Here is a 17957-nt window from a genome sequence, read left to right as displayed (position 1 = left end):
ATCTTTTAAGAACCTTGGTTTTTCCAAGGTTCTTTTTTATACCCGAATTTGCTATTATATAGATAAGTTCAGAAGGAGGGTTAATCATGCATATTTCAGATTCAATTAAGTACATTGGTTGCAATGACAAGACAATCGATTTATTCGAGAGTCAGTATCCAGTTCCAAATGGAGTATCTTATAATTCATATTTAATATTAGATGAAAAGGTGGCTGTCATGGATACAGCTGATCCAAGAGTTACAGATGAGTGGCTTGGAAACTTGGATAGAGAGCTTGATGGTCGCAAGCCAGATTATCTTGTAGTATCTCACATGGAGCCAGATCATGCTGGTTCTATCAAGGCATTTCTTGAGAAATATCCAGACACAACAGTAGTAGGAAATGCCAAGACATTTACTATGATGGGACAGTTCATGGACGCTGCTCTTTTCGAAAATAGAAAGCATGTTGTGGCTGAGGGTGATACACTTTCACTTGGTAGCCATGAGCTTACATTTGTATTTGCACCTATGGTTCACTGGCCAGAGGTAATGGTAGAGTATGAATCTACAGAGAAGATTCTTTTCTCAGCAGACGGCTTTGGAAAGTTTGGAGCGCTTGATTGCGATGAGCCTTGGATTGATGAAGCTCGTAGATATTATCTTAATATTGTGGGTAAGTATGGATTGCAGGTGCAGGCATTGTTGAAAAAGGCAGCTACTCTTGATATCAAGACTATCTGTCCACTTCATGGACCAATTCTTACAGAAAATCTTGGCTACTATATTGATTTGTATGACAAGTGGAGTAGCTATAAGCCTGAGGAAGAGGGTGTGTTAATCACATGCGCATCTATCCATGGTAATACAAAGAAAGCTGCTCTCAAGCTTCAGGAAAAGTTAGAAGCAGCTGGTAAGAAGACTATGTTTATAGACTTGACTCGCGATAGCATGTCTGAGGCTGTGGCACGAGCATTCTACTATGACAAGATGGTTTGCTGTGCATGTACTTATGATGGAGGTCTTTTCCCTCCTATGCAGGATTTCTTACATCATCTGACAGCAAAGGCTTATCAGAATCGTAAGGTAGCCTTCGTAGAAAATGGTACCTGGGCACCTCAGGCCGCTGGTAAGATGAAAGCAATCTTAGAGGGCAGCAAGAACATAGAACTTGTAGAGCCAGTCGTATCCATTAAGTCTACGCTTAATGCAGCGTCTGAAGCAGTAATGGATGAACTAGTTAAAAATTTGTAGATGTATAAAAATAGCTGGTAGCTATCAGAGTGTAACCAGCGAGATTAAGTCTAGTGATTGTTTCTGTATTCACTAGGTGAGACACCCTTGAATCTTTTAAAGGCCTTTGAGAATGTAAAGGCATCAGAATAACCTACAATTAACGCTATGCTACTGACACTTTCGGTACTTTCCAAAAGAAGCTCAGTAGCTTTTTTTATGCGGTAGGTACCGAGATAAGCCTGTGGGGTGTAGCCGGTGGCGTGTTTGAAAAGTCTGGTAAGGTAGCTACGGTTCAGGCAGCAGGCAGCCGCTATATCCTCTACAGTGATAGGCTCGGAATATTTTAAACGTATAAAATTGATGGCACTTTTTACATATGCCAGACGAGGATCCACATCATGGAAAATACGATTTTTTGATTGAGAAATAATGGTATCAAAAAATTCGTAGACCTTGGCGTAGCAATAGCATTCGCTGTTGCTGTGGTCGTAAATGTCGTGGATTATATCAAGGATTTTTGAAGAATCTCCATTTGGGTAAAAAATAGGCGATTCTGCTGTTATTCCAGCGCTTGCAAATAACTCCATAGTACGAGGACCATCCACGTGAATCCATGCATATTCCCAAGGATCATTTTCATCAGCTTCATAATACGCTTTGATTTTTGAAGGAATTAAAAAGCCCTGTCCAGGGCCCAAGTCATATCGTTTATCATTTAGAATAAAATGGCCGTGGCCAGAAACTACATAGTGAAAAATGGTTCTGGTTCTAACGATTGGACCGTAGCTGTAGCCAGGCTTACATTTGCATTCTCCAATTTCAAATAAGTAAAAATCATTAGACTTTGTAAGGTCAATGAATTTGACCCTGTCTACTCCAGATACTTCCATTAAAATACTCTCCCAAATTAATGCCCCTCGCCGGGGTGGCATATGACATTTTGCATCATTAGCATTCGCAAAATATCATATCAGTCACATTTTGACATTTAATACATCAATAAAAACATCTACAAAAAATGTATAACATAATATAATTCATTCTAACGTATGAAAATTAGAGTTTCAATGGAGGAATTATGGCAGTTAAAGTATTTGAAAAGGAAAAACAATTTCATTTATATAATTCAAAGGTGAGCTATGTTATTGGCGAATGCCGCGATGGAGAAATCGGTCAGCTTTACTTCGGAAAAAGGATAAATGAAAACCAGATTATATATGGTTATCAGACTCTCGCAGGCAGACCTCTTTGTTGCCCAGTGACAGATGATGAGAATTATACTAAGGAGCTGGCAAGCCTTGAATATCCAGCTTTTGGTAATGGTGATTTCAGAGGACCAGCATATGAAATCAGACAGGCAAATGGCTCTAGAGTAACCAATCTTGTTTATGATAGATATGAAATATATCAGGGCAAGAAACCAATTCCTGGTCTTCCAGCCAGCTACGTAAATACGGATTCAGAAGCGACAACCCTTGAGATTGTTTGCAAAGATGAATTGATAAATGTAGAGGTAACTCTTTATTACACAATCTATGAAAACTACAATATCATCACTCGTCATACAAGCTTTAGAAATCTTGGCTCTGAGGAAGTTAAGCTTACAAAGGCTTATAGTGTTTGCTTAGATTTGCCTGATTATGAGTATGACTGGATGCAGTTTGAGGGAGCGTGGGGAAGAGAGCGTTATCCACATGTTCGCTCAGTAGAAAAGGGCATTATTTCCATCGAAAGCATGCGTGGACATTCAAGTGCCAACTTCAACCCATTTGTAATTTTGAAGCGTAAAAATACAGATGAATTTCAGGGCGAAGCAATCGGTGTAAATCTTGTCTACAGTGGTAACTTTAGAGCGGCAGCAGAGGTGGATAACTTTGGTAAGCTTCGCTTCACAATGGGTATAAATCCAAACTGGTTTGTATGGCCTCTTAATTCAGGGGAAGTGTTTGATACACCTGAGGTTATCATTTCATATACCAAGGAAGGTCTTAATGATTTAAGCCAGAACATTCATAAATTTATGAACAACAACCTAGTTCGTTCACCATACAAGAACAAGCCAAGACCAATTCTTCTCAACAACTGGGAAGCTACAGAGATGGAATTTGATGAGGAGAAAATCCTTAAGATTGCCAAGAAGGGACAGGAAGCTGGAGTGGAGCTTTTTGTACTTGATGATGGATGGTTTGGAAAGCGTGATGACGATTATGCAGGACTTGGAGATTGGTTCGTAAATACGAATAAGCTTCCAGATGGAATTACAGGACTTGCTAAAAAAGTAAACGAGCTTGGTCTTGATTTTGGTCTTTGGATTGAGCCAGAAATGGTAAATCCAGATTCTGATTTATATCGTGCACATCCTGATTGGGTACTTGCCGCACCAGAACGCAGAAGAACTCTTGGACGTCACCAAATGGTACTTGATTATTCAAAGCCAGAGGTTGTAGACAACATTTATCATCAGCTCTACGATGTAATCTCAAAGGCAAATATTAGCTATATCAAGTGGGATATGAACCGCTCAATTACAGAGTGCTTCAGCCAGGGAATAGAGCCTGAAAAGCAAGGCATGGTTTATCACAAATATATCCTTGGAGTATACTCACTTTACGAGAGACTCATTAAGGATTTCCCACACATCTTGTTTGAGTCATGCGCTAGTGGCGGTGGTAGATTTGATGCTGGACTTTTATATTATGCTCCACAGGCATGGACATCAGATGATACAGATGGACATGAGCGTGTGAAGATTCAGTATGGTACAAGCTACGGATATCCAATTGCATCTATGGGTGCTCACGTTTCTAAATCACCTAACAACCAGACTGGACGTATCATGCACGTAGATGACAGAGCAAATATTGCATGCTTCGGAACCTTTGGCTACGAGCTGGATCTTAACGATGTGGATGAGGAAGAATTCGAAGCAGTTAAGCGCCAAATTGTATTTATGAAGGAATACAGAGGACTTTTCCAGTACGGAACACTTTACAGATTGCAGTCTCCATTTGAGAAGAATATTGCAAGCTGGATGGTTGTTTCAGATGATAAGAAGAAGGCGGTCGTAGTTATGTACAAGACCCACAAGACTCCAAACATCGGAATGGAGACAATTAAACTTCAGGGTCTCGACGAAAACCTTATTTACAATATTAACAACAAGGAAAAATTATACGGAGATTTCCTTATGGAACGTGGACTTGGCACAATGGGTGCTGACGAACCATGGTATCATGCCGACAAGGATTTTACATCTCGTATGTTTATACTTGAAGCAGAGTAAGCTTAGAAAGCAGGTTTTGCATATTGCAAAATCTGCTTTCTTTTATTTTGGAAATAGTATTGTCGAAGTATGTCACATTTAGACATTTAATAGTGTGATTATTCCATGCTAATAAGGGGACAGATTAGCTAAGATGTGTATATGTTCGAAGGAACGGACAATGAAGAAAAAAGGGAAATATGGGAGGTAAGATTTTATGAAGGCTAAAAAATTAGCTGCAATGGTTTTGAGCGCATTTATGGCAATGTCCATGATGGCTTGCGGTGGTGCTGCTGATACAGGCACTACAGGAGATACTGCAGGTGGGGAAGCGTCAGAAGCTCCAGAGGCTATGAAGGGTAGCGTAGAAGGCGAGCTTACAGTATCTATCTGGGATGAGAACCAGAGACCAGGACTCCAGAAGATTATCGATGAGTGGTCAGCACAGTCTGGGGTAAAGGCTACTATTCAGGTAGTTGGCTGGGATGACTATTGGACACTTCTTGAGGCAGGCGCTTCAGGCGGAGAGCTTCCAGATGTATTCTGGATGCACTCAAATCAGGCACAGAAGTACATGGAAAACGATATGCTTATGGATTTGACAGATAAGATTGCTTCAAGCGACAAGATTGACATGAGCAACTACTATGAGGGAATTGTAAACCTCTATCAGTCAAATGGTAAGCAGTACGCTGTTCCAAAGGATATCGATACAATCGCTCTTTGGTATAACAAGACAATCTTTGATGAGATGGGTGTAGCTTATCCAGATGACACATGGACATGGGATGATTTTGCAGATGCTGCAAAGAAGCTCACAAATGATGATCACTGGGGATATGCAATTGCTCCATCAAACAATCAGGATTCATTCTACAACGCAGTATATTCTATGGGCGGAGAAATCATCAGTGAAGACAAGAAGTCTTCTGGTTATGATAAGCCAGAGACACAGAAGGCTATTCAGCTTTTCGTAGATATGGTTCAGGATGGTTCTTGCCCAGATCTTAATACAATTTCTGAGTCAGGTGCAGATGTACTCTTTGAGTCAGGTAAGGTTGCAATGGTTACACAGGGCTCTTGGATGGTAGCTGCCTTCAAGGACAACGAGTATACAGCGGAGAACTGTGATGTAGCTGTTCTTCCAAAGGATGCAAAGACAGGTAAGAGAGTTTCTATTTACAATGGTCTTGGTTGGGCTGCTTCAGCTAACACAAAGAATCCAGATGCTGCTTGGTCACTTATCGAGTGGTTCGGTTCTAAGGAGATGCAGGAAAAGCAGGCTGAGCTTGGTGTAACAATGTCAGCTTACGAAGGATGCTCAGATCTTTGGGTAAACTGCACAGATAAGTTTGATCTTAATGGTCATATGAAGATGCTTGATGCTGACCTTGTATTTAGACCATATTCTAAGTACACAACAACATGGGAAGATATGCAGACAGAGAAGCTCAAGGAAGCTTGGACTGGCGATAAGGATGTTAAGACAGTTTGCCAGGAAATCTGCGATAGCATGAATAAGACTCTTAGTGAGGAGTAATTCTTTTTCTTCTTTTTCATAGGTATAATAAATATTGGGGATGAGGGCGCAGTGCTTTTGGGCTGTGCCCTTTAACCGTTTTTAGTTAGGAGATTAGTGTTATGAATAAAAAGGGAAAAACAACTCATAGAGAACGAAGCGAGTTCATTTGGGGCTGGCTGTTTATTTTGCCAACAATGGTTGGTTTGATTGTTCTCAATATCATTCCAATCTTTCAAACGATTTATCAGAGCTTTTTTAAGACAGGTGATTTTGGAAGAGGAAATATTTTTGTAGGCTTTGCTAATTATCAAAAGGTTTTTGCAGATAAAGAGGTTTGGCAGGCACTTTTTAACACCTTAAAATACGCAGTTGTGGAGGTGCCACTTTCAATTATTATTGCGTTGGTTTTAGCAGTATTTTTAAATGGGAAAATAAAAGGTAAAAGTACCTTTAGAACTATATTCTTCCTTCCAATGGTTGCAGCACCAGCTGCTATAGCTATGGTTTGGAAATGGCTTTATAATTCAGAATTTGGATTACTAAATCATATTCTTCCAGGTAAAACAAACTGGATTTCAAATCCAAAGATTGCTATCTACTCAATAGCGATAATTGGTATCTGGTCGATTATTGGATACAACATGGTATTGTTTTTGGCAGGTCTTCAGGAGGTCCCAAAGGATTATTATGAGGCGGCTGCAATTGATGGGGCTACCGGTGTGCAGCAGTTTTTCAGCATTACAATTCCGTTGGTTTCACCTACAATTTTCTTTGTAATGGTTACACGAATTATTGCAGCCATGCAGGTATTCGATGTTATCTACATGGTTATTGATAATAACAACCCGGCTCTTTTCAAGACTCAGTCATTGGTTTGCTTATTCTATAAGTATTCATTCCAGCAGAGCAATAAGGGCTATGGAGCTACAGTTGTAGTTGTACTTTTGGTTGTAATTATGATTTTCACAGTCCTTCAGATGATAGGACAGAAGAAGTGGGTACACTATACGTAATAAGGAGGGAACCTTCTTACATAGAAGGGATAGGAAAGCTATGAACAAAAATAAAACCATAATATATATAGTACTAGTGATTATGTCCTTCGTTATGCTGGTTCCTTTTGCATGGATGGTTCTTACAGCATTCAAGACAGTTGGTGAGTCTACACAGATGGATCCATTTGTTATTTTCCCATCTCATTTTAGACTTAGCAACTTTAACGAAGTTCTTCATAATGTAAATTTTGGAAGATTGTATTTTAATACGGTTATGATGATTGTACTTCGCGTTTTATGCGCTGTGCTTACATCAACAATTGCAGGCTATGCATTTGCCAGACTAAATTTCAGGGGAAAGAATCTGATGTTTGGTCTTGTGCTTTTTCAGATGATGATACCGTCACAGATTTTCATCATTCCACAGTATGTCATGGTAAGTAAGCTAGGCTGGACAAATTCCATGATGGGCTTGTTATTCCCAGGTCTGGTATCAGCATTTGGAACCTTCCTTTTGAGACAGGCATACATGGGACTTCCAAAGGAGCTGGAGGAAGCAGCAAGATTAGATGGCTGCAATATTGGTCAGACATTTTTATTTATCATGGCACCACTGACAAAATCATCAATGGTAGCACTGGGTATCTTCACTGCAGTGTTTGCCTATAAGGATTTGATGTGGCCAATGATTGTATGTCCAGATACAAATCAGACTACACTTGCCAGCGCACTTTCAAAGATGCAGGGGCAGTTCTCTTCTAATTATCCAGAGCTGATGGCAGCAGCACTTATTGCTTGTCTTCCAATGATTGTTATTTATGTAATATTCCAGAGACAGTTTATTGAGGGTATCGCAACATCAGGAGGAAAACTTTAATACGTATATACGATATTGTTGATTACAGGAATCAGTGTAATGCTGATTCCTGTTTTTTTTCTTTACGAGGAAATTACTATTCCTTATAAAATTAAATCACATTTTGACATGCTTAGATGCTGTTTTAGACATAAACAGAAGGCGGGATAATTCATATAATCAAATCATATTAGCGCTGTGGTATATGCCACAGTACACACATTAAAAGAGGAGGATATATATGAAGAACAAATTGGTTAAGCAGACATTTGCTGTTGCATTAGCCACCCAAATGTTGCTTACGGGGGTACCTGTTGAAGCGGCTGTTTTAAAGGAGGATACAGCTACAGCTTCTGTGGATGATGGGGTAAAAGCAGAAGACGAGAAGGATACTTCAGAGGATGAAAAGGAAAACACTGAAGAGAAAAAAGATACTTCAGAGGAAGTGACAGAGGAAGACGAGAAAGCTGATAAGGCTGCTGAGACTGGCGAATCTGAGAACAAGGAATCTGAAGAGAAGAAAACAAAGGAGAAAAAATCTAAGGCAAAGAAATCAGACGCCGACGAGTCTATGGATGATGAAAAAAATGACGAGAAGTCCGATGAAGATAACCTAGAGGAGGAAGAAAAAGAAGAAGAGGAAGAGGACGATGAAATTCCAACTCCAGTCTACAGCTATGATTTTGAAGATGAGTCTTCTGTAAAGGATCTTCTAAGAGATGATGCAAAGGTTAAGAAGGATTCCTTAAAGGGAAATAAAGTTCTTACTCTTCCAGGCAAGGGTTCCATGGATTTGCCAGAGGATTTATTTGCAAAGATTGGTGAGGCTGGTAATGAAGCCTTTACAATTTCAATGTGGGTTAATCCAAGTCAGGATGCACAGAACTATTCAAAGTTCTTTGATGCATCAAATAGTCCTATCGGAGCTACAAATAGCGGAGTAAACTGGTGGAATGATCCTGATTTTGCATTTGCAGCAGGTGGCGGTGCCTACGATATGACACTCTATGTAGGTGATGCTAATAAGAGCACAGATGTAAAAACAAAGGTTACATTTAACAAGCCATTACAGAGAGATAAATGGCAGTATCTCACTGTTACCTTTAAGGCAGATGAGTACAAGGTATACATCAATGGCGAGGATGCCGGATTTACAGACCAGTGTGATGGCACAAAAAAGGTTACAGAGGTCTTACCAGAGCTTCTAAAGAAGGACTATCTCAAGAGCCTAAAATACGCATCTCTTGGAAAATCTTACTATACCTCTGATAATGATTTTAAGGGCTCTTTGGATGATGTAGCCTTCTATGATGATGCATTGACAGCTGATCAGGTAAAGGAGCTTTATGACAGCTTCCCAGAAATTCAAAAGCCTGATTACTCTGGTATTTTGAATGTAGATATGGGAAAGAAGACAGGAGCGGTAAAGCATGGTGCTACAGGCTATCTTTACGGTGTGGGTGAGGATAATGTACCAAGCGCTATCCTTCAGACAGCCATCAAGCCATATATGTGTGAGCAGAAGCCAGCAGAGGGCTTACAGCATCCAAATGGTGATATCAACGTTATGGCTAAGACATTCCTTGAGGCAGGAGGAGATTCAATCCAGATTGCATGTCCAGATATCTATGCTAATTGGCCATATGAGTACGAGGGAATGGATGAGTACTGTGAGAAGCTTAAAACAATGGTAAGACAGACAAAGGAAGCTGGACTTACAGATGCTGCAGTATATGTTCTGTTCAACGAGCCAGAGGGTAACTGGTTCAATGAAATCTGGAGCAATGACATGAGCAAGTTCAACGCAGCATGGAAGCAGGCTTACGATGCAGTTAAGTCAGTGGATAAGGATGCGAAGACTGCTGGTCCAAACTTCTGCTGCTATCAGGCAAGACAGCTTGAGCAGTTCATGATTTTCTGTGCTGAAAATGATTGTATTCCAACACAGATTTCATGGCATGTATTAAATAACGACCTTTACAACAATTTCCCAAACAATGTAGCTGACTACAGAAGACTTGAGGAGAAGTATTGGTTGGAGCCAGGGCTTATTACAGAGAAGAGAGAAATCGTTATTAACGAGTATGCAGATTTCACACACCTTGGAGTACCTGGAAGTCTTTCAAGATGGATTGGTTTATTCGAGGATGAGAAGGTTACAGCATGTCTGGCATACTGGCACATCTCAAATAACCTTGCTGACCTGGCAGCATCTAATAACGAGCCAAACGGTGCATGGTGGTTATACAAGTGGTATGCAGAGATGTCAGGTGAGACAGTTAGCATCGATGCGGATGGTCTTCCAAAGACTCAGTTCTACGGAGTAGCTTCTGTTGATGATACAAAGAAATCTTCAAACATCATTTTTGGTGGTTCCGAGAAGGCAGTAATTAATCTTTCTAATATTGATAAGAATGTATTTGGTGACAAAATTGAGGTTAAATTTGAGCGCACAGACTGGACAGGTATTAATGGTGCAGCAGAGGCTCCTTCATTTATGAAGAAGGAAGTTTTCGATGTTGAAGAAGATGGAAGCTGCACAATCAAGATGTCTGACCTTGTAGCAGCTGCAGCTTACAATCTTACAATTACACCAGCTGACTCATCTGTTGAGGCTGGCGTTGTAGAGGTGGGCCCTTGGAAGAAGACCTTTGAAGGTGAGGAAGCTCAGCTTTCAGGTGGCGCCAGAGGAGCAGGCAAGAATCCAAACTTTGCATGTTCAGGTTCCGGCCAGGCACAGGGATTAGATAATGAGGAGGCAAAGGCAACATTTAAGGTAGAGGCTCCAGAGGATGGCTTCTATAGATTTGATATGGTATATGGAGCAGGTAGTGGAAACAACACTCAGAGACCTGAGTTAAATGATCCAAAGAATGCTATTCAGAAGCTCTATGTTGATGATGCTCTTGCAGCAGAGATGTATTTAGAGAATACACTTACATTCTACATGTCAGGTTTACATACAGAGTATGTATATCTTACTAAGGGCAGCCATACTCTTTCAGTTACAGGTACGGACAGCGAAGGAAAGGCATCTATCGACTGTGTTTATCTAACATTTGTTGGTGATGAAAACGCGGTTGATTCAGATAAGACAACAAAGACCTATGAGGCAGAGCTTAGCGATTACAATATTCTTGGCTCACAGACATCTACAAGTGTCTATACAGCATCTGATGTAGCAGGCTTCACTGGTGCAGGTTATGCTGTTGGATTAGACAAGTCTGTTAAAGATGGCGGTGGAATCAGATTTGTAGTATTTGCTAAGAATAATGGAACACACCAGCTTTCTATCAGATATAATTCAGCATCTGATGAAAAGATTAATGTATTCGTCAACAATACAAATAAGACATTAACAAATCATGTAAGAACAGTTAAGGTAGCCGCTACTGCAGATGCATGGAGCGATGCAGTGGCAGAAGTATTCCTTGAGAAGGGAATAAATATCATTGATTTAGATGCAAGCTCAGCAGCTCTTGCAGTTGATAAGCTCACAGTTGCAAAGGTAGATGACAAGAACATTGACACTGTTGAAGCTGAGGATGGAAAGCTTATCGGAAATGTTGAAATCGGCACAAATGATGTAGCTTCTAATGGTAAATATGTAAAGGAAATTCTTGCATCTGAGGATGCTGAGAACGCCCTTGAAATCACATATGATGCACCAGTGGCAGGTGTATATGATATGGTTGTTTATCAGTCAAATAAGGAGCTATTTGGTAGCCATTCTTACAATGCTCAGATGGTTGACCGATTCGTTACATTAAATGTAAATGGAGGTAAGAATCAGACAGTATACTTCAGAAACACATATAGTGTAGATTCCTTCAGAACACAGTGCGTAAAGGTAGTATTAAAGAAAGGTGAGAATACTCTTAGATTCTATAACAATGATTACCGCGCTCATAAGAATGGTGTGGGTGGAGTAAATACATGCGTAAACTATACTCCAAATCTAGATAGATTTGATTTTGCACTGGTAGTAGCTGATGAGTCAGCAGCAGAGCCAACACCTGCTCCAATCCCAGTACCAACACCTGCACCTACAACAGCTCCAGCAAATCCATCAGCTGGTACAAGCTCTGGATCTTCAAGCTCATCAAGAAGTTCTTCTAGTGCAAGCTCAAGCAGAACTACAGCACCAGCACAGAATCAGACTATAGCTGATGCAGGTGTTCCAGCGGCAGGTCCTGCAATTACACAGACTGCAAGTGCTAATACTACAAAGACAACAAAGACAACAAAGACAACAAAGAAGAACACAACTAATGTTGTTGCTGCAGATAGCAATTCTGAGGATGAAGCAGCGGAGTCTGATGAGACAGAAGAGACTATTGAGGAGCCAGAGGTTCCGCTTGTAGGAGACACTGCAGAAGAAAGTGAAACAGCCACAGAAGACAATACATCTGATGAGAATTTATCAGATATTGAGGCATCTGCAGCTGTTGAATCTTCAAATATGGGCGGAATAGTTGCAATTATCGTTGCACTTGGAGTAGTTCTCATAGGTGCCGTTGCAATATTCTTTAAGAAAGGGAAAAAGCCATTCTAAATAAAATGTTTTAATCAAGATAAGTGTCCCTAATGACGCGAATTTGGTTAAAGCATTCAATAAAAGCATCAACCACGCGAGGAGAGAATTGCTCTCCTCGCTGTTTTATTATCTCGTTATATGCTTCTTCGTTTGACCATGCTCTCTTATATGAACGCTCACTTGTGAGCGCATCAAAAACGTCTGCTACAGCCACAATCTGAGCATAAATTGAAATTCCATTACCACTGAGACCGATAGGATATCCCTGACCATTCCAATACTCATGATGTTGTACGGCTATGATACGCGCCATCTTTATCAACTCGCCATCAGAATTAGAAAGAATATCCCAGCCATACTGAGTGTGCTGTTTTACGATGTCATATTCAGCTGGTGTGAGCTTTGCAGGTTTTTCAATAATCTCTTTGCTAATCATCAGCTTGCCTAAGTCATGCATCATGGCTGCAATTTTCAGGTTTTCAACCTCTTCGTATCCAAGTCCAAGCTTAGTTCCAAGAAGCTTGCTATATTCTGCTACGCGTCTAACATGCTGACCAGTCTCGCCAGATTTTGCTTCTGACATTTCAGCGAGAGTTGTAATAATGTCTTCCTGAGATTTTTGAAGTCTTTCAAAATATTCTATCTTTCCATCATGTTCCTTTGACTCTGAAATAGAAATATTGATATAACCAGATACAAAGCAACAAGTAATAAGGGCCATTGTATCCAGCCAAAATAGATTCTGAAAATTAACAACATTTGTTCCAAGTTCTGGAAATAGTAGGTATGCAGAATATAACAGATCCAAAATATAGAACAGACCTGTCAGATATACAAATATACTTTTCCATTTCAAAGAGGTTGCCTTGAACAGGTAATCCAACTTTTTGCGCATCAGGGCAAAAAGTGAAAACTGGAAGAAAATATATAAAAGAATGTAGTTAGTGTAGTTTGTAGCTACAACAAGACACAGTCGCTCCAAGCAAACATATTCCATGTAAATGCTGGCGCCTATATAGTTCTTTTGTCCAGTGAAATGGCTAAATAGATTTCCACCTATAAAAATAAATAGTGCATCAAAAAATATGCTTATGGCTATGAAAAAGAAATTATATTTGTCGATAAGTAAACCATTGTCGATAAGAATATTATAAAGAGAAACGCCAACAATTTCTGCAATAATAGACATAAACGCGCTTGAGACAAAGAATCCCACTATAAATCTTTCTATAATATAGCGGCGCTCGTTCAGATAAACCCAAACTAATAATAAGTTAAATATTGAGAACCAAGCAGCAAAAATAAGTTTTGGCCAATTGTAAAAGAAATAATCTAGAATTGCCATCGATAAAACCTCTGTTAATTCTAAAAAAACACACAATACTACATTATGAAAAAAGCATAGCATTAAAATATGTCAAAACTATGTAACCTAAGTGCAAATAAAAAAAATCGTTGGAATAGTTAAAACTTTATTTATAAATTGCAAAAAATATGTGAAAATCAACAATTTGATTGTCTGCTTGCAATATAATAAGCGTGTGGTGGTGTGTGGATTAATACTCATGGAAATCATAAGGCTGGCATATTATATTGGAGGTTAATTTTATGAGGTCTAAAAATGCAAATGACAAGAGAACTATTGCAGGTGCGTTGAGATACTTTTCTGGTTTCTCTATTCAGATGTTCTTAACCAGCGCCATCGTAATGGGTATTTTTCTGGCTGTTATCTTTGTGAATGTTTATAACTTTTACAATGTTCAGTTCGTAACAGAAAAGTACCAGATGGAAATTCGTAAGGACGTACAGACAATCAACAAGCGTCTGTTATTTGCTGTAGCATCAGGTGATGAATCAGTTACTGCTGCACAGAAGGAAGATTTGGAAAAGCGTTTTCCTAAGATTGAGGGATATTTTTCAATCATTTCTAAGAATCTTAATAATGAAGAATTAGGTTCCAGACTTACAACAAACTGGAAGGCATTTGAGACTACATCTTATGAGATGCTTGCCATGGTGGAAGCAGGTCAGAATAAGGAAGCAGTTGAATATTTTAACTCAACATTAAATGAAGTGGCGGAGACTCTTGCTGATTCATTGGATGAAACAGGAGAGTTGGCAGAGGCTGCTGCAGCAAATAAGTATCACACAATCATAATTATTACAATGATTGCCATTGCGATGCTTTTTGTAGCACTCTTGATTATAGCCACAAAAAGTAAGAAGACAGCTAAAGATTTGGTAACACAGATTGACGCAGATTTGGCAATTCTTGGAAATGCTGCAGAAGAGCTTTCTAATGGTAATGTTCACGTGAACATTGATTTTGATGTGGACAATGAGATTGGAAAGGTTATTCAGAATCTTAAGAGTGCTATTGATTCCCTTGCATTTTGTATAGATGATATTGAGAATAAGATGTCTACAATGGCATCTGGAAACTTCAATATAAATTTCGAGAGAGAATACCGTGGTGATTTTAGAGCTATTCAGGATTCTATAGATGAATTCTCTAGAAAGATTTCGGATTCCATGACAGAAATTATGGAAGTATCAGAAATGGTTTCAGACGGTGCAAATCAGATCGCGGGTGCAGGTGAAAACCTTGCAGATACAGTTACATCACAGGCTAATATTGTTGATGACCTTTCTGTAACAGTTAAGGATATTACAGAACAGATTTCAAGTAACTCTACTGATGCAACTTCTATTTCTAAAGAGGTTGAAGTTGTTGCTGAGAATATCGTAGAAGGTAACCAGCGAATGCAGGATGTAGTTAAGGCTATGGATGCTATTTCTGAGTCATCTCAGGAAATATCAAAGATTATCGATACTATCAATGCTATTGCCGATCAGACTAACCTTCTTTCACTTAATGCTTCTATTGAGGCAGCCCGTGCTGGCGAAGCTGGTAAGGGCTTCGCAGTTGTAGCTACTGAGGTATCTCAGCTTGCAGGACAGACTGTTGAGGCAGCTCAGAATACAGCAGGACTTATTGGAGCATCGCTTAAGAGCGTAGAAGAAGGTATCGCTATTGCCAATGATACAGCTGAGAAGCTTAATGGCATGGTAGCTCAGGTTCAGGGAATTGCTGAGAAGGTTAAGAGCATTGCCGAGGCTTCAAATACTCAGGCAGTATCTGTAAAGGAGATGTCAAATAACATTGGCGAGATTTCTTCTGTAGGTCAGAATAATGCGGCTACATCAGAAGAATCACTGGCTCTCAGCCACGAGATGAATGAGCATGCAAATTCGTTGAAAGAGCTTGTTGAGAAGTTTGAGCTTAAGAGATAAACAAAGAAAACTTATTGAGCCTCCCTTAGGGGAGGCGTTTTTTATTATGGAGGCTTGTATAAAATACGAAAATATCGTATTATAAAATTACGAAAATATCGTAGGAGGATATATGACAGATAATAGTGAATTAAATACAAATATTATTGTTTCAAATAATCTAAAATACTTATTAAAAGCGCAAGGAGTATCTAGAAAAAAAGTATGTAATGATCTGGGAATAAAATATACTACCTTTTGTGACTGGGTTAATGGGCGTATTATTCCAAAATATCAGAATCTAGAAAAATTGGGCGAATATTTTGGGATAGAAACAACTGAGTTTTTTGGTCCTCTTGATGAGGAAGGAAAGTTGTCAGCTGCAAATAGAATACTAACCTATACTAGTGAAATAGTAAGAAAGGGAAAGGTACTTGATATGAATGTAGTTAAGGAAATGTCCGATGAGCAAGTGAGAGAATTACTGAATGCAGGGTTTACTTTTAAACATAAGTCCTATGAAGAAAGATTAGCCGAGTGCGGTGGGTTATCACAAACTTATAAATTTGATTGGGGAGAACCAAAGGGAAGAGAGATGTTTTAATGAAAGAATTTTATCAGGGAGACATTATAAAGATTAATGGATTTGGAAATGTATTTTTAATTGTAAGTAAGAATGCATTTATCAAAGAAAGAAAAATGTTTCATGTTAGTCCGATTGTTAATACTGATTTGATAAATCCTATGAACATCCCTATTAATGGTGTTGAAGGGACTGAAGGGACAGTTATTTGTGAGGAAATAAAGCTCATAGATCCTGTTGCAAGAGTATGTAATAAAGTGGATAGAATCAATTACTGGAGTATCATTAATATATCTGATGCTATTCAAGGAATGTTTGAATATGACTAAAGATTATTAGCAGAAAGAATAATAGAGATTAAAAAAAGTATCTGTAGCTTCGATGAGCATAACAGATACTTTTTTATTTAGAAATTGATAGTCTTTGGTGCTTCTGTGAAAGATGAGAATGTAGCAGTTGCATTTTTGAAGTAGAGTACCTCTGTGTTGTCATCTTCTGCAGAATACATATTTTGAAGTGAAGGGTATGCGTCAAGCATGCTCTTTTTTGCTTCAATGCGGTCGTCGCGAACAAGCTCACCAGCTACGCGAACCCATTTACCCTGAGCGAATCCACAAAGCTCAACCTTAGGATTCTTCTGAATCTGCTTTGAAACATCCTTTGATTTTCCTGTCTGGATATAAAGCTTATCCTCGAAAATATGAATTGTTCCGAAAGGACGAACTCTTGGCTGGTCGCCATCTACTGTAGCTAAATAATATGTACCACAAGTCTTGAGAAATTCTAATACTTCTTGCATTTTTTATCCTCCTCCGTATGTATTAATTGTATGCAACTAATTATAAAACTCATTAGGGAATAATACAACAGCTGAGTAAATACTTAAAAATATTTAACTAATACCTTGACATAGTAAAAAAGATGGGTATTATATTGGTTAGTTAGTTAAAAAAATTTAACTAAATACTTTTAAACAATGAGAATAATTATCAACAGAGAAGGAGAATGATTATGGTAGAAGTAGCAATGTTTGATGTGGTAAAGGAAGTTATTATTGATACTCTTAGCTGCGCAGCAGAGAAGGTAACAATGGAGGCTAATCTTTTCGAGGATCTCGGCGCTGATTCACTTGATGCTGTAGAGCTTTCACTTGCAGTAGAGGAGAAGACAGGTATCACAATCGATGAGGATGCTATGGCTGAGATTAAGACAGTTGCAGATATCGTAAATTATCTTGAGGCACATAAATAACTATGGATACAAAAGAAATTAAGGAGCTGCTTAAGGCTTTCGATGAAAGCGGCAGCTCATATTTTCAAATTAAACAGGATGGCGTAGAAATCAAATTCAAAAAGCCATCTGAGGCACAGACTATTATGGTGTCTCAGGACGTGGCACCAAAGAGTAACATCGTAGAGATGCCACTTCCAAAAACAGCTGTCAGCATAGATGAGCAGGAGCAGGAAGAGCCAGATGGCGAACTTGTTCTTGCACCTCTTGTAGGAGTGTTCTACTCAGCACCATCACCAGATGACAAGCCATATGTTCAGGTGGGAGATAAGGTAAAGTCAGGTCAGGTTTTATGTCTCATCGAGGCTATGAAGATGATGAGCGAAATCACTGCTCCAAGAGATGGTGTGATTAAAAGCATCTACGCTAAGAATCAGGATGTGGTTGGTTTTGAGGATCAGCTGTTTCTCATAGGAGATTAG

General features: G+C 39.1%; 14 protein-coding genes. 11 read left to right on the top strand and 3 right to left on the bottom strand.

The window, feature by feature from the left end; translation table 11 throughout:
* Positions 1-86: 86 nt before the first annotated feature.
* Complete coding sequence (locus BUA88_RS08910) at positions 87-1235, top strand: FprA family A-type flavoprotein (RefSeq protein WP_072916354.1); 1149 nt, start codon at positions 87-89, stop codon at positions 1233-1235.
* Positions 1236-1285: 50 nt separating this feature from the next.
* On the opposite strand, the gene BUA88_RS08905 is transcribed toward BUA88_RS08910, so the two are convergent.
* The gene (locus tag BUA88_RS08905; RefSeq protein ID WP_072916350.1) at positions 1286-2107 is read right to left on the bottom strand and encodes an AraC family transcriptional regulator; all 822 of its coding nucleotides are present in this window, start codon (positions 2105-2107) and stop codon (positions 1286-1288) included.
* Positions 2108-2295: 188 nt separating this feature from the next.
* On the opposite strand from BUA88_RS08905, the gene BUA88_RS08900 reads away from it, so the two are divergent.
* From BUA88_RS08900 to BUA88_RS08880, 5 genes are all read left to right on the top strand, one after another.
* Positions 2296-4500 (top strand): alpha-galactosidase, encoded by a 2205-nt coding sequence (locus BUA88_RS08900; RefSeq protein WP_072916346.1) that lies wholly within the window; start codon positions 2296-2298, stop codon positions 4498-4500.
* A gap of 196 nt (positions 4501-4696) precedes the next feature.
* Positions 4697-6019, top strand: a complete 1323-nt coding sequence (locus BUA88_RS08895) for an ABC transporter substrate-binding protein (protein ID WP_072916341.1) — start codon at positions 4697-4699, stop codon at positions 6017-6019.
* 101 nt (positions 6020-6120) lie between these two features.
* Entirely contained in the window at positions 6121-7014 is an 894-nt protein-coding gene (locus BUA88_RS08890) for a carbohydrate ABC transporter permease (RefSeq protein WP_072916337.1), read from the top strand.
* A 40-nt stretch (positions 7015-7054) separates the two neighbouring features.
* On the top strand, positions 7055-7873 hold the full coding sequence (locus tag BUA88_RS08885) for a carbohydrate ABC transporter permease (protein ID WP_072916334.1): 819 nt from the start codon (positions 7055-7057) through the stop codon (positions 7871-7873).
* A 220-nt stretch (positions 7874-8093) separates the two neighbouring features.
* Positions 8094-12407 carry a LamG-like jellyroll fold domain-containing protein gene (locus BUA88_RS08880; RefSeq protein WP_072916331.1) on the top strand — a complete coding sequence of 1438 codons (4314 nt, stop codon included), beginning with the start codon at positions 8094-8096 and terminating at the stop codon, positions 12405-12407.
* A gap of 10 nt (positions 12408-12417) precedes the next feature.
* Here the strand turns inward: BUA88_RS08880 and BUA88_RS08875 are convergent, their stop codons facing one another.
* The gene (locus tag BUA88_RS08875; protein WP_072916328.1) at positions 12418-13734 is read right to left on the bottom strand and encodes an HD-GYP domain-containing protein; all 1317 of its coding nucleotides are present in this window, start codon (positions 13732-13734) and stop codon (positions 12418-12420) included.
* A gap of 263 nt (positions 13735-13997) precedes the next feature.
* Between BUA88_RS08875 and BUA88_RS08870 the strand changes: the two genes are divergently transcribed.
* The 3 genes from BUA88_RS08870 (at position 13998) to BUA88_RS08860 (ending at position 16574) form a co-directional block, all read left to right on the top strand.
* Positions 13998-15683 (top strand): methyl-accepting chemotaxis protein, encoded by a 1686-nt coding sequence (locus tag BUA88_RS08870; protein ID WP_072916325.1) that lies wholly within the window; start codon positions 13998-14000, stop codon positions 15681-15683.
* Positions 15684-15795: 112 nt separating this feature from the next.
* On the top strand, positions 15796-16266 hold the full coding sequence (locus BUA88_RS08865) for a helix-turn-helix domain-containing protein (protein WP_072916323.1): 471 nt from the start codon (positions 15796-15798) through the stop codon (positions 16264-16266).
* The gene (locus tag BUA88_RS08860; RefSeq protein WP_072916320.1) at positions 16266-16574 is read left to right on the top strand and encodes a hypothetical protein; all 309 of its coding nucleotides are present in this window, start codon (positions 16266-16268) and stop codon (positions 16572-16574) included. Before BUA88_RS08865 ends, BUA88_RS08860 begins: the two co-directional genes overlap by 1 nt.
* A gap of 77 nt (positions 16575-16651) precedes the next feature.
* On the opposite strand, the gene BUA88_RS08855 is transcribed toward BUA88_RS08860, so the two are convergent.
* Positions 16652-17044, bottom strand: a complete 393-nt coding sequence (locus BUA88_RS08855) for a pyridoxamine 5'-phosphate oxidase family protein (protein ID WP_072916315.1) — start codon at positions 17042-17044, stop codon at positions 16652-16654.
* Between the two features lie 212 nt (positions 17045-17256).
* Between BUA88_RS08855 and BUA88_RS08850 the strand changes: the two genes are divergently transcribed.
* A complete protein-coding gene (locus BUA88_RS08850; RefSeq protein WP_083572449.1) occupies positions 17257-17496 on the top strand; it encodes an acyl carrier protein in 240 nt (79 codons plus the stop codon).
* A gap of 2 nt (positions 17497-17498) precedes the next feature.
* On the top strand, positions 17499-17957 hold the full coding sequence (gene accB, locus BUA88_RS08845; RefSeq protein ID WP_072916311.1) for an acetyl-CoA carboxylase biotin carboxyl carrier protein: 459 nt from the start codon (positions 17499-17501) through the stop codon (positions 17955-17957).

This window comes from Pseudobutyrivibrio xylanivorans DSM 14809 (assembly GCF_900141825.1).
GTDB lineage: Bacteria > Bacillota > Clostridia > Lachnospirales > Lachnospiraceae > Pseudobutyrivibrio > Pseudobutyrivibrio xylanivorans.
The sequence above is the reverse complement of the archived record's forward strand: the minus strand, read 5'-3'. Positions and strand labels throughout refer to the sequence as shown.